This window comes from Flavobacterium limnophilum (assembly GCF_027111315.2).
Taxonomy (GTDB): domain Bacteria; phylum Bacteroidota; class Bacteroidia; order Flavobacteriales; family Flavobacteriaceae; genus Flavobacterium; species Flavobacterium limnophilum.
In genome coordinates, this window is sequence record NZ_CP114289.2 from 2630066 (window position 1) to 2644052 (window position 13987).

Here is a 13987-nt window from a genome sequence, read left to right on the forward strand (position 1 = left end):
AAAATGAACCTTCTTATTCATCCTACCTATTTTCCCTCAATTAGTCATTTTGTGGCCATGGCACAATCTGACAAAATTGTGTTTGAAATGGAAGATAATTTCCAGAAACAAACCAATCGCAACCGAACTTATATTTACAGTCCAAACGGAATCCAGTTATTGAATATTCCTGTAAAACATTCGCTAGAAGGTCGTCATCAAAAAACGAAGGACACCAAGATTGAAACCGCTTTTGACTGGCAAAAACAACATTTCAAATCACTGGAAGCCGCTTATAGAACCTCTCCTTTCTTTGAATATTTTGAAGATGACATTCGTCCCATTTTTGAAAAAAAACACAGTTTCTTGATGGATTTGAATTTCGAAGCGATGCAAATTGTTTCCAAATGTTTGCGAATGAAATTCGAATATGAAACGACAAACGAATACTTTCACGAAGTGGATTCCAGCACTATTTTAGACTTTAGAGCTTTGGCAGATGGAAAAAAGGACAATGCACAATTTGAAGCTTACACCCAAGTTTTTGGCGAAAAACATGGATTTTTGAACAATCTAAGTATTCTGGATTTGTTGTTTAACGAAGGAAGATACGCCTTGGATTATTTGAAAAACCAGAAGTAACTTCTCTTTTTTATAAAAAAATGATGCTTTCATCTTATTTTTTTCAAAATCAAAAATGCCAGAATAGCTAAGAAGTTGAAAATTATAATAGAAATTATCCACATACATTTTTCTTTCAATGATATATTTTTTGTTCTTGCTACAATTATTATTCCAATTGTGATTGATAAAAGCCACAATAATTCCAATTTCCATATTCCAAACATACCGATATTATTTTTTAGTAAAGTTTCACAAGGCTGTTGATGTGAGTTGATTTATTTTTGATTCAAATTTAGTATACTGTTTTTAAATTCAGATGGGGCTATTTTAAATGTTTCAGGTTTTAATTGAAATGTACTAAAAAAAATCCATTAATTAAAATTGAATGAAATTTGAATTCTTTTATTCCATTGATAATCGAGCCATAATTGGGTAATGATCCGAGTTTTCGAAATCAGGAAAACTCTCGAATTTCTTGACTTTCATGGTATTGTCGGCAAAAATATAATCGATTCTCGCTGGATAATACCGAAATTTGTAAGTGGCTCCAAACCCTTTTCCGGCTTCTTCAAAACTGTCTTTCAATTTCCCCTTGATGTTGCGGTATACATAAGAAAAGGCGCTGTTATTCATGTCTCCACAAATAATGATGGGATAAGGGCAGTCTTTTTTGTGTTCCTTGAATATTTCGGCTTGTTGCTGCTGCTGCATAAAAGCTTTACTAATTCTAGTAAAAAGCTTTTGTGATTTTCCGCCTTCATTGATGACATCAATATTTTCATCTATTTCGGTGACATCGGGCGAAATTTTTATCGATTGCAAATGCATGTTATACACCCTGACAATATCTTTCCCTTTTTTGATGTCGGCAAAAACGACATTATTACTCGATTTTGGAAACACGATATGTCCTTGATCGATAATTGGAAATTTGGAAAAAATAGCCTGTCCGGTTTTAATCTGGTTCCCTTCCATAAAAATATACCGGTGCGGATAGACTTTTAAATCAATATTGGCCGAATTGGAATATTCCTGAACACACAATATATCGGGGTTTTTATCATTGATAAAAGCCAGAATATCATCGGGCACATCATCTCGATCCAACCATTTGAATACGTTGAAAAGACGCACATTGTAACTCATTACAACAAAATCTTTCTCTTCAACCGCATATTCTTTTGCTGAAAATTTATAAAACTTGTTGATAAAAGTAATGCCCATCAAAAGCACCAAACCCGACAAAATCATTCGCTTCTTGAATTGAATCCCCCAATACAGGAAAAACAGTCCATTCAGTACAAAAAACAAGGGCATAAACAAGGTCAAAACCGACAAAAGCGGAAAAACCTTTGGTGCCAAAAAAGGCAAAACATAAGCAACGAAAGTCGATACGGTAAGCACCATATTCAAAAAAAACATCACTTTATTAAACCATGAAAGGTTTTTCATTTTTATGCTTGTTTGTTGTTAATTGACAAACTACCTACTGCGACTGAACACTGAATACTAATTTTATTTCCCTGCTTTGAACAAAAATTCCTTTTCTTCTTTTGTCAAGCAATCATAGCCCGAACGACTTATTTTATCCAGTATTTCGTCTATTTGTTGTTGCGTCTTGTCTTTGGTCACAATTCTTGAAATAGGCTTCTCCGTAGGTTTTTTATAATTTTTATGTACCGTTTTTAATGGCTTTGATGGAGATTTCTTGAACAAATTAACAAAAAAATCAATTATGATTGAAACAATTTTGCTCAAATCCGTTCCATTTTCCAATAATTTGACAAAAACAAAACCAAAAAAAGCTCCCGCCAAATGGGCAATATGACCGCCCGAATTCTCCATTCGAATTTGCAACAAGTCAATTATTAGAATCACAACGGTAATGTGCCAAAGTTTTACGTTACCAATAAGCAACAAACGAACGTTCATCAAAGGGCTATAAGCAGTTACAGCAACCAAAATTGCCATAATCGCAGCCGATGCACCTACAATTGGCGCGATAATATTCATTAAATAAAAGGACGAAACAAAAACCACGCCCGCAAAAATAGCCGACAATACATACAATCCCAATAACTGTTTCTGATTGAAAAAAGTCAAGAACAATTGACTGGAAAAATTAAGGATAATCAAATTAAAAAAAATGTGGAAAATGTCGGAATGAAAAAAAGAATAACTGATTATGGACCAAGGCTTCCAAAGCAAATCCACAGGATTGGAAGACAAACTCACATATTGAAGAAAATCGACATCAATATTAACCAATCGCAATAATCCAAAAAACACATACGAAATTAGGAAGCAGGCAATATTCCAGTAGATCAACTTTTGGGTCATTCCACCGAATTTATACTGCATTTTTAAGTCGTCTATAATACTGCCCATTTGAGGTTAGAAGTTAGAGGTTAGAAATTAGAAGTTTTAAATCTGTAATCTGGATTTAATTCCAGCGATTTTTGTCGAACTGGTTTTTCTTCCAAAACCACATCATCAAGAAACCCGTCAAGGCTCCACCAACGTGGGCAAAATGGGCAATTCCCGTACTTCCTGCACCAAAAATAGATTGACCCTTGAAGCCCAAAAACAAGTCAATGGCCAATATTCCCGGCACAAAATACTTGGCTTTTATTGGCACTGGAATAAACATCAAAGCCAACTCGGCATTGGGAAACATAAAGGCAAAAGCGGCCAGCAATCCATAAATGGCTCCCGAAGCACCAACAACGGTACCTTTTGAAACCATCGATGCTTCTACAATGGTGTTAAATTGTTGCTGCGTACAATGAACTCTTTCCAGGATAGTATTAATTTCTCCCGCCATCATCTGTCCTTTCTCGTCAAAAAGAGAAGCATAATCAGCATTCAATAATTGATGAATTTCAGAATTTGATAAATTCAAACTAGAAACTTCAGATAATAACGAATGAATTTCAAAATAATTCACTCCTGTATGCAATAAAGCCGCTCCCAATCCACAAGAAATATAGAAAAACAAGAATTTTTTTCCGCCCCAAAAATGCTCCAAAGCACTTCCAAATGAATACAATGCAAACATATTGAACAAGATATGCGCAATATTTGGAAAAGGTGCATGCATAAACATGTGGGTGATAAATTGCCAACCCTTGAAATTATCGCTTCCAGGATAATAAAGAGCAAACAAATCGTAAGCTGCCGGCACAAAATACGAGCCGACAAAAAAGAGAATGTTAATTATTAAAAGTTGTTTTACAACTGGCGTGATATTCATCATAGGGCAAATTTTTTGTCTAAATCTTCCACACGCATCGTGATGAAAGTTGGTTTTTGAAATGGGGAAACATTTGGGTCTTTGCAGGCAAATAGCCCGTTGACCAAGTTTTCCTGTTCTTTTTGTGTTAAATAGGTTCCGGTTTTTACCGCCAAACTTCGTGCCATGGATTTGGCAATGGTGTCGTTCTGGCTGAAGCTGCTTTCCGGAATTCCGTCCTGCAAGTCGCTCAAAAGTTGTTCCAAAACTATCGAAGCTTCACTCTCGGAAACATTGACAGGCAAGCCCGAAATCACGACGCTGTCCTCGTTTGTTTCCTCAAAAACAAAACCCGTATTGGTCAACGAAGGTTTCAATTCGGTTATCAACTGCATTTCGCCATTGGAAAAATACAAATGCAACGGAAACAACAACTGCTGGCTTGACGCCAAATTGACGGTGATATTGGTCAAAAATTGTTCGTACAAGATTCGCTGATGCGCTCGTTGTTGATCCACGATTATCATTCCTGATTTTATGGGATTCACAATGTATTTTTTATGTATTTGATGCGTTTTATGCACCGCTTGTTCCACTTCTTCGTTATCGAACAAAGAAGAAGTCACTTCGTCATTCTCGAATGCAACTTCATTATTTTCAAATGAAATCGTGTCTACTTCTTGTGTGTCGTGTTTCAAACCCACGTACAAACTTTCCCAGTTTGCGGTAACTTCCGGTTTTCTGTAACTGGAACCCGCATTTGCATAATGTTTATTCGGTTTGTCTTCTTCCGAAAACGGATTGAAACTGCCGTCCACTTGAATCGTTGGCGTTGCGGCTTCCAAATCTTTGTAATGATAAGGTGTGTCCAAATTGGCATCACGCTCAAAATCCAAAACGGGAGCCACATTAAATTGTCCCAAACTGTGTTTTATCGAAGCCCGTAAAATGGCATACAAAGCCGATTCATCATCAAACTTGATTTCCGTTTTTGTCGGATGAATATTGATGTCTATTGAATTGGGCGGCACTTGAAGATACAAGAAATAACTTGGCTGTGCCCCGTCTTTCAAAAGTCCGTCGTAAGCTGCCATCACGGCGTGGTGCAAATAACCGCTTTTGATGAAACGATCATTGACAAAGAAAAACTGCTCTCCCCTATTTTTCTTGGCAAATTCGGGTTTGCACACAAAACCCTGAACGTTCACGATTTCGGTTTCTTCGTTAACAGGAACCAATTTTTCGTTGGTTTTACCCGAAAAAACATTCACGATTCGCTGCCTGAAACTCGAAGCCTGCAAATTGAACATTTCGCTTCCGTTGTGATAAAACGTAAAATAGATTTGTGGATGCGCCAAAGCCACGCGTTGAAACTCATCAACAATGTGGCGGTATTCCACCACATCCGATTTCAGGAAATTGCGACGGGCGGGAATATTGAAAAATAAATTTTTGACTGCAAATGAAGTTCCTTTGGGCAAAACCGCCATCTCTTGCGAGACAAACTTGCTGCCTTCAATGACGATGTGCGTTCCCAATTCTTCCTGGTCTTGCCTGGTTTTCATTTCCACATGGGCAATTGCGGCAATCGATGCCAATGCCTCCCCACGAAAGCCTTTGGTATGCAACGAAAACAAATCTTCTGCCTGGCGGATTTTGGAAGTGGCGTGACGTTCAAAACACAAACGGGCATCGGTAACACTCATACCCTTTCCATTATCAATGACTTGAACCAACGATTTTCCGGCGTCTTTTATAATTAATTTGATGTCATTTGCTCCTGCATCAACGGCATTTTCAAGCAATTCCTTGACTACCGAAGCCGGTCGCTGAACGACTTCTCCAGCGGCAATTTGATTGGCAACATGATCAGGAAGTAATTGGATTATACTCGACATTAGTTCAGTTTGTGGTTTTTAGTTTTTGGTTTATAGTTCAAACCAACTGTGAGCAAATTTAAGGAATTTCTATTGGGATTAATAGCTAAATTAATCATAAAAAACAAAAAACCTATACCGTCAAAAACAGTATAGGCTTTTAGATTTACATCTTTTATACTTATTCTTCCAACATCTTCAAGCCTTCGATTTGCAAAGGTTCCGTAGACAATAATTGTTGATTTTTAAGTTGGTGGCTAAACGAGGCTTGGTGTCTTAAGTACGCCATTTTTATGGCCGCAACCGCAGCTTCGGTTCCTTTATTTCCGTGAATCCCTCCACTTCTGTCTACGGATTGTTGCATCGTGTTATCGGTCAAGACACAAAAAATGACTGGAATATCGGTTTGTACATTCAAGTCTTTTATGCCCTGGGTAACGCCTTCGCACACAAAATCAAAATGTTTGGTTTGTCCTTGGATAACGCATCCAATTACAATTACCGCATCGACATTTTGGGTTTGCAACATTTTTTTTGCTCCATAAACGAGTTCAAAACTCCCGGGAACATTCCATCGAATGATATGTTCAGCAGGAACTTCATTTTCTAAAAGTCCCGTGATTGCCCCTTTGAAAAGTCCTTCGGTTATGGTGTCATTCCACTCTGAAACAACAATCCCAAACCGAAAATTTTTCGCGTCTGGGATTGAGTTTTTATCGTATTCGGACAAGTTTTTATTTATAGTTGCCATTTTATTTTAGGAATAAAGATTTAGAATTTAAAATATAAAGTTACCGAAACTAAATGTATAATCCTAAAATTATTATTGTGCCAATCCTATCAACACATCAACCGATGCTGCTTCTGGAGAAGCTTCAAAATTTTCTTTTAAATCCGTGAAATATTTAAGTGCTTCTTCTTTGTTTTTTAGATCCAAAGCTACTTTTCCGGCTTTCAACAAGAAACGTGGCGTAGTAAAATCATTTTTATTGGATTCGGCCGCTTTAACATAGTATTCCAAAGCTTCTTTGGGTTGGTTGCTTTGAGAATAAGCATCTCCAATGGCACCTTTTGCCAAAGCACTCAAAACTACGTCGTCTGACTTGAATTTTCCTAAATAATCAATTGCTTCAGTGTATTTTCCAGTATTCAAATAAGCAATACCAGCATAATAATTAGCTAGATTTCCAGCATCTGTTCCAGAATATTTGTCGGCGATATCCACAAAACCAAATTTTCCTTCAGCTCCTTTTAAAGACAATTTATAAAGTGAATCACTGGCAACACCGTCTGTGGCTTGCTGAAAATATTGTTGTGCTTGAAACATTTCGGTTGCTGCTTCGTCCTCTTTTGGCGCGGCAACAAATTTTTCATAGGCTAAATATCCAACCAAAACCAATGCAATTGCTCCAACCACGCCAATAATGGCATTTTGGTTTTTTGCAACAAAATCTTCTGTCTTGGAAGCTGTTTCGTCCAATGTAGAAAAAACACCCGCAGTGGTACTGTCTTTTTCAATAACTTTTATGTCTTCCGTAACTTCTGAAACTTCTTTTTCTTTCGGTGCTTTATATCCTCTTTTATTATAAGTAGCCATTTAAATTTTAATTTAGTGAGTGGCAAAAATATAATATTTATTCAAATCTAAAACCTCTTTTATCGATATTTTTCAATAATTTGCACCCACTTAAAAAAAACGCCTCAAAAGCAGCAAGTTTCTCAATACCAGCAAGCCTTACCAATGTATTTAAAAAAGATTTCATTATTCAATTACAAGAATTTTTCGGAAGCAGATTTCGAATTTGTGGGCAAAATAAATTGTTTTGTGGGCAAAAACGGAATTGGAAAGACCAATGTACTGGATGCCATCTACCATTTATCTTACGGAAAAAGTTACTTCAATCCGCTGGCCGTACAAAACATCAAGCACGGGGAAGAATTTTTCGTCATTGATGGCGAATTTGAAATCAACGAAAGAAACGAGCAAATCGTTTGCAGCCTAAAAAAAGGACAGAAAAAAATATTGAAACGCAACGGGAAAATTTATGACAAATTTTCGGAACACGTTGGATTCATTCCGTTGGTCATCATCTCCCCTGCCGACAGGGACTTGATTGTGGAAGGCAGCGAAACCCGCCGAAAATTTATGGACAGCGTCATCTCGCAATTGGATTCGCAATACTTGAAACAGCTGATTCAATATCAAAAAGTGATGAGCCAGCGCAATGCCTTGTTGAAATATTTTGCGTTGAATTTTGTTTTCGACAACGACACGCTTTCCATATATAATGAGCAACTCGCCACTTTTGGGAAATACATTTTCGAAAAACGGAAAGAATTTATCGAGCAGTTTATCCCTATTTTCAACACGCATCATCAAGCCATAACAGGTTTGCAGGAAACGGTGCAATTGGTTTACGAAAGCCATTTGTTCGAAAATAATTTGCTGACGCTTTTAGAAGAAAACATCAACAAAGACCGGGCATTGCATTATACCAGCGTTGGAATTCACAAAGACGATTTGTCTTTTGAAATTGATAATTATCCAATAAAGAAATTTGGCTCCCAAGGCCAGCAAAAATCATTTCTGATCGCCTTGAAACTGGCGCAATTTGAATTTATAAAAAACCAATGCGGTTTGAAACCCATTTTGCTTTTTGACGACATCTTCGACAAATTGGACGAAAGTCGCGTGGCCAAAATAGTGGAAATGGTCAACAGCGATACTTTTGGCCAACTTTTTATTTCGGACACCCATCCGGAACGAACTGAAAACATCGTGAAATCCACACACCAGACTTATAAAATATTTAACTTGTAAATTGCCAATATTTTAACTTTTAGAATCAAAATCCGAGAAAAGAATTACTTATTTTAGCCTCTTTAAAATTAATACCAAACCACAATGAAATTTCGATCTCTTTCCGTTTTGCTCATCGCTTTTTTGATGTTATCCTGCAACGGACAAACTAACAAAAGCATAGAAAACATTGCTCCCGAGGCTTTCGCCAAAAAAATAAAGGAAACCCCAAATGCACAAATTCTCGATGTGAGAACTCCCGAAGAATTTGCATCGGAACATATCGACAATGCCGTAAACATCAATTGGCTTGGCAATGATTTTGTGTCAAACACAGAGAAATTGGACAAATCAAAACCTGTTTTTGTTTATTGCAAAAGCGGGGCGAGAAGTACCAAAGCCGCAGCAAAATTGGGCGAGCTGGGATTCAAAAAAATATACCAACTGGAAGGCGGAATCTTGAAATGGAATTCGACTGGATTATCAAAGCCGGATGACAAAATCATCGGGATGTGCAGCCAGGAATATGCCGAATTATTGAACACCGACAAAAAAGTGCTGATTGATTTTTATGCCGAATGGTGTGCCCCTTGCAAAAAAATGACGCCTTATCTTTTAAAAATGCAGAAAGAAATGGCAGACAAAGTAGTCATCATCCGATTGAATGCCGACGAAAACAAAACCTTGATGAAAGAAATGAAAATCGACGAATTGCCAACGCTTATATTATACGAAAACAAGGAAATCAAATGGGAACATTCCGGCTTCATCAGCGAAGAAGATTTGAAAAAACAATTGCAATAATCAACGAAACATGCTTTCAAAAGACAGTCTACAATTTCTCGATGATTTAAAAGCCAACAACAATCGCGATTGGTTTCTAGACAACAAAAAACGATATGAAGTTTTCAAAAAAGACTATCATCATTTGGTGGCCGACATTCTGGATGCGATGAAACCGCTCGACCCTTCGTTGGAAATGCTCGAGGTGAAAAATTGCACTTTCAGAATCAATCGCGACATTCGATTTTCAAAAGACAAATCGCCCTATAAAGACCATATCGGAGTTTGGCTTTCGAGTGGTGCCAAAGGAAAAAACCGCTCCGGATACTATGTTCACATTGCGAGAACTGGCAGTTTCATCGCTGGCGGATTCTATTGTCCCGAAGCCGAGGACTTGAAAAAAGTGCGCAAAGAAATTTCCTATTTCCACGAGGATTTGGAAGAAATCATAAACAATAAAAGCTTTCAAAAGGAATTTAAGGATTTTGACCGAAATGAAAAAAATATTCTAAAAAACCCGCCCAGAGGCTACGAAAAAGACCATCCCGCCATTGAATTCCTGAAATTAAAAAGCTTTGAAACCTCCCAAAAATTCGACATGGAGGAAGTTTTAAAAGAAGATTTCGTGTCCAAAATGACCCGAAAATTAATCGTATTGAAGCCCTTGAACGATTTCATCAATCGGGCGCTAACTTCCGAAGACTAATTCACGAAAATGGCAAAAAGAAAGATACTTTTTCTTGGAGAAACCTACAGGGCCGACGCCATCACCTGGATGAACGGCTTGAAAGAATTTGGCGATTTTGAAATTATTAGCTGGGAATTAAAAACGTCGAACAATACTTTTTTTAGTCGATTACTACGAATTTGCGAATTCAGCACGGCTCTTTTGCAAATCAAGAAACTCATCAAAAAGCAGCAACCCGACATGGTCATTGCCGAAAGAACGACCAGTTATGGTTTTCTTGCCACATTGTCAGGCGTGAAACCAGTGGCGATTGCGCAACAAGGCAGAACCGATTTGTGGCCCGAAAAATCCATTTTGCTGCCACTCAAAAAAATCATCCAGCATTACGCTTTCGAAAAAGCCGACTTGATTCACGCCTGGGGACCGGTCATGACCATTTCGATGAAGAAAGCCAATGTCGACATGAACAAAGTTTTGGTCTTGCCAAAAGGAATCAATTTGGAGCAATTTGGAAACAAAAAAAAAACCAGCACCGAAAAAATAACAGCCATCGTAACCCGTTCGTTAATGCCGGAATACCGACACGAAACCATCCTGAAAGCCTTTGGGATTTTAAACCAAAGAGGAATTGATTTCGAATTAACCATTGTTGGCGATGGAAAACTATTGCCGATATTGAAGGAATTGGCAACAAAATTAAATATTGCAAACAAGGTGAATTTTACGGGTCGAATTCCAAACACAAAATTGCCGGAGCTGTTGCAACAATCCAATTTTTACATCAGCATGCCCATAACCGAAGGCGTTTCGGCTTCTTTGTTTGAGGCGATGGCTTCCAATTGTTACCCCGTTGTGACCGATATTCCGGGAAACCAAAGCTGGATCAAGCACCGTAAAAACGGACAATTGATAACCATTAACGACACTGAAATGCTTGCCGACGAACTGCTTTGGTCATTCGAAAACAGCGAATATCGAAATGGAGCAATCATAAAAAACAGAAAATTTGTGGAAGAGAATGCAAATTACAAAACCAATATGAAAATCATTGTCGACAAATATCACGAATTAATCAACGCATCAAAAACCAATACAGATAAATTTTAATACTTACTTTTGGTCAAGATTCAAAACGCACTCCCTTTATGGAAATACAGACTAATTTTTCTCTAAAAAACTACAATACTTTTGGCATCGAAGCCAAGGCAAGACAATTCGTTGCCGTTCACAACACAACTGAATTAAAGACGATTCTGGAACAAAATGAATCCGAAAAAAAATTTATTCTGGGTGGTGGAAGCAACATGCTTTTGACCAAAGACTTGGATGCCTTGGTAATCCACGTCGATTTGAAAGGCAAAAAAATCATCCAGGAAGACGACGATTTTGTTTGGGTCGAAAGTCAAGCCGGCGAAAACTGGCACGAATTCGTGCTTTGGACCATTGACCAAAACTTCGGCGGATTGGAAAATATGTCGCTCATTCCGGGAAATGTGGGCACGACTCCAGTGCAAAATATTGGCGCTTATGGCACCGAAATAAAAGACACCTTTGTTTCTTGCGAAGCGTTGACCATCAAAAACCAGGAAATCAAAAAATTCACCAAGGCGGAATGTCATTTTGGATACCGAGAAAGTGTTTTCAAAAACGAGGCAAAAGACCAATACGTCATCACTTCGGTGGTTTTCAAATTGACGAAACACAACCATAAAATCAATATTTCCTATGGTGACATTAGTGGGGAATTGGCCAAAAACAACATCACGAATCCAACCTTAAAAGACGTGAGCAATGCCGTAATTGCCATTCGCCAAAGCAAATTGCCCGACCCGAAGGAGTTGGGAAACAGCGGCAGTTTCTTTAAAAATCCCATCCTTTTGAAATCCGATTTCGAGGAAATACACCAAAAATTTCCAGAAATGAAATATTACGAAGTTTCTGAAACCGAAGTCAAAGTTCCTGCAGGTTGGCTCATAGAACAAGCCGGCTTCAAGGGAAAACGTTTTGGCGATGCGGGAATCCACAAAAACCAAGCTTTGGTTTTGGTCAATTATGGCAATGCAACGGGACAAGAAATTCTGGATGTTTCGAAAACTATCCAAAACACCATTTTCAAGACTTTTGGCATTCATATAGAAGCTGAAGTGAACGTGATTTAATGTGCGAGGTTAGAAGTGGGAAGTTAGAAATTAGAAGTCAAAATTATCAAGGCAGCTACTATATATCGTGATGAAATTTAGATTATAATAATTGCCGTTTATCGATGGTTTATTGACAATGGATAATTACCTTTGCACAGATTTAAAAAAAGAAGCCAAGCCTATATGTTACTCTTTACTTTATACTTATTTATTGTTGTAGTTGCCATTCAACTTGCGTATTATCTGATTATTTTCGGGAAATTTGCTTTCGCCAAAGCGCAGAAATCAAATCCAAAAAAAATCTCGGTTTCCGTGATTGTTTGCGCCAAAAATGAAGGCGAAAACGTGGCTAAATATGTTCCATTGCTTGCCGAACAAGATTATCCTGATTTTGAAATCATCCTGATTGACGATGCTTCGAGCGACAATACCTTGGATATTTTCGAAGAATTCGAAAAACAATATTCCAATGTAAGATTGGTAAAAGTAAAAAACAACGAGGCGTTTTGGGGAAACAAAAAATACGCCTTGACCCTTGGAATAAAAGCTTCCAAAAAAGACTACCTGCTTTTCACGGATGCCGATTGTTATCCCGCTTCCAAAGACTGGATTACGACGATGAGTTCCCAATTCACGATGCACAAAACCATCGTTTTGGGGTATGGTGCTTATGAAAAAGTGGCGAACTCTTTCCTGAACAAAATCATCCGTTTTGAAACCCTGCTTACGGCAGTCCAATATTTTTCTTGGGCAAAAGCAGGTTGTCCCTATATGGGAATCGGCCGCAATTTGGCCTACAAAAAAGAAGAATTTTTTAACGTAAACGGCTTTATCAGCCACATACAAGTCCGTTCCGGTGACGACGATTTATTCATCAATCAAGTGGCCAAAAGCAAGAATACCGCACTTTGTTACGCTCCTGAAAGTTTCACGTATTCGCAGCCAAAAACCAAATTCAAGGATTGGTTTACCCAAAAAAGAAGACACGTCTCCACGGCCAATTTGTATAAACCTTTTGACAAAATCCAACTGGCTCTTTTTTATGTTTCGCAGTTGTTGTTTTTGATTTTAGCCACTGTTTTATTGGCATTCCAATACCAATGGATCATCGTTTTGAGTTTGGTAGGATTCCGTTATTTGTTCACTTGGATCACCCTGGGATTCTCGGCCGGAAAATTAAAAGAAAAAGATGTGATGTATTGGTTTCCAATTATTGAAATTGTGCTTATCTTCACGCAATTAAATGTATTCATCACGAATATTTTCTCAAAACCGGTATATTGGAAATAAATCAACAAATCGAAAAAGCAAAAAAAGGCGATCAAACGGCCTTCACTTTTCTGTTGGATTTTTATTGGAACGAGGTCTATGGTTTTATGCTCAAACGCACCGAAAACGAGACCAATGCCGAGGACATCACCATCGAAACTTTCTCGAAAGCATTCGACAAAATAGCCACTTACAATCCGGAATTCCAGTTCAACACTTGGCTGATTGCTATTGCCAAAAACGTCCACATCGACTTGATGCGCAAAAAGAAATCTAGTCTTTTTATCGAAATCACGGACGACGAAGACCAGCAAGCCTACAACATTGCCGACACCACTCCATCGGCGGAAGACGAATTAATCACCGAGCAAAACCTTTCGCAGTTACTGCAATTCATCAAACAACTCAAACCGCATTACCAGGAAGTCATCCAGCTGCGCTATTTCCAGGAAATGAGCTATCAGGAAATTGCCAACAAAATTGACGAACCCCTGAGCAACGTCAAAATAAAACTGCTTCGCGCCAAGAAATTGTTGGCAGAAATCATCCAGGATAATCGATAGTTTATTTAGACAGGCTTACACAAAAAAATAA

14 protein-coding genes are annotated in these 13987 nt (G+C 38.0%); 8 read left to right on the forward strand and 6 right to left on the reverse strand.

Features of this window, described 5'->3' with window-relative positions:
- The first annotated feature begins 3 nt into the window (after positions 1 to 3).
- The gene (locus OZP13_RS10910) at positions 4 to 621 is read left to right on the forward strand and encodes a WbqC family protein (protein WP_269240181.1); all 618 of its coding nucleotides are present in this window, start codon (positions 4 to 6) and stop codon (positions 619 to 621) included.
- Between the two features lie 384 nt (positions 622 to 1005).
- On the opposite strand, the gene OZP13_RS10915 is transcribed toward OZP13_RS10910, so the two are convergent.
- The 6 genes from OZP13_RS10915 to OZP13_RS10940 all read right to left on the reverse strand — a co-directional run bounded on the left by OZP13_RS10915 (position 1006) and on the right by OZP13_RS10940 (position 7309).
- The gene (locus OZP13_RS10915) at positions 1006 to 2055 is read right to left on the reverse strand and encodes an endonuclease/exonuclease/phosphatase family protein (RefSeq protein ID WP_281297157.1); all 1050 of its coding nucleotides are present in this window, start codon (positions 2053 to 2055) and stop codon (positions 1006 to 1008) included.
- A gap of 63 nt (positions 2056 to 2118) precedes the next feature.
- A complete protein-coding gene (locus OZP13_RS10920; RefSeq protein WP_281297158.1) occupies positions 2119 to 2964 on the reverse strand; it encodes a rhomboid family intramembrane serine protease in 846 nt (281 codons plus the stop codon).
- A gap of 82 nt (positions 2965 to 3046) precedes the next feature.
- A complete protein-coding gene (locus tag OZP13_RS10925; protein ID WP_281297159.1) occupies positions 3047 to 3859 on the reverse strand; it encodes a rhomboid family intramembrane serine protease in 813 nt (270 codons plus the stop codon).
- Complete coding sequence (gene mutL / locus OZP13_RS10930; RefSeq protein WP_269240184.1) at positions 3856 to 5733, reverse strand: DNA mismatch repair endonuclease MutL; 1878 nt, start codon at positions 5731 to 5733, stop codon at positions 3856 to 3858. Before mutL ends, OZP13_RS10925 begins: the two co-directional genes overlap by 4 nt.
- A 160-nt stretch (positions 5734 to 5893) precedes the next feature.
- Complete coding sequence (ribH, locus tag OZP13_RS10935; protein WP_269240185.1) at positions 5894 to 6463, reverse strand: 6,7-dimethyl-8-ribityllumazine synthase; 570 nt, start codon at positions 6461 to 6463, stop codon at positions 5894 to 5896.
- A gap of 72 nt (positions 6464 to 6535) precedes the next feature.
- Positions 6536 to 7309, reverse strand: coding sequence for a tetratricopeptide repeat protein (locus tag OZP13_RS10940; RefSeq protein WP_269240186.1), 774 nt, complete (start codon positions 7307 to 7309; stop codon positions 6536 to 6538).
- 144 nt (positions 7310 to 7453) lie between these two features.
- On the opposite strand from OZP13_RS10940, the gene recF reads away from it, so the two are divergent.
- The 7 genes from recF (at position 7454) to OZP13_RS10975 (ending at position 13956) form a co-directional block, all read left to right on the forward strand.
- On the forward strand, positions 7454 to 8533 hold the full coding sequence (gene recF, locus OZP13_RS10945; protein ID WP_281297160.1) for a DNA replication/repair protein RecF: 1080 nt from the start codon (positions 7454 to 7456) through the stop codon (positions 8531 to 8533).
- Between the two features lie 84 nt (positions 8534 to 8617).
- Positions 8618 to 9316, forward strand: coding sequence for a thioredoxin domain-containing protein (locus OZP13_RS10950; RefSeq protein ID WP_269240187.1), 699 nt, complete (start codon positions 8618 to 8620; stop codon positions 9314 to 9316).
- Positions 9317 to 9326: 10 nt separating this feature from the next.
- A complete protein-coding gene (locus tag OZP13_RS10955; RefSeq protein WP_269240188.1) occupies positions 9327 to 10001 on the forward strand; it encodes a DUF2461 domain-containing protein in 675 nt (224 codons plus the stop codon).
- Between the two features lie 9 nt (positions 10002 to 10010).
- Positions 10011 to 11090, forward strand: a complete 1080-nt coding sequence (locus OZP13_RS10960) for a glycosyltransferase (protein ID WP_281297161.1) — start codon at positions 10011 to 10013, stop codon at positions 11088 to 11090.
- A 38-nt stretch (positions 11091 to 11128) separates the two neighbouring features.
- Positions 11129 to 12142 carry a UDP-N-acetylmuramate dehydrogenase gene (gene murB, locus OZP13_RS10965; protein ID WP_281297162.1) on the forward strand — a complete coding sequence of 338 codons (1014 nt, stop codon included), beginning with the start codon at positions 11129 to 11131 and terminating at the stop codon, positions 12140 to 12142.
- 165 nt (positions 12143 to 12307) lie between these two features.
- Entirely contained in the window at positions 12308 to 13414 is a 1107-nt protein-coding gene (locus OZP13_RS10970) for a glycosyltransferase (RefSeq protein WP_281297163.1), read from the forward strand.
- A complete protein-coding gene (locus OZP13_RS10975) occupies positions 13405 to 13956 on the forward strand; it encodes an RNA polymerase sigma factor (RefSeq protein WP_269240191.1) in 552 nt (183 codons plus the stop codon). The genes OZP13_RS10970 and OZP13_RS10975 overlap by 10 nt, the downstream gene beginning before the upstream one ends.
- Positions 13957 to 13987 lie beyond the last annotated feature (31 nt).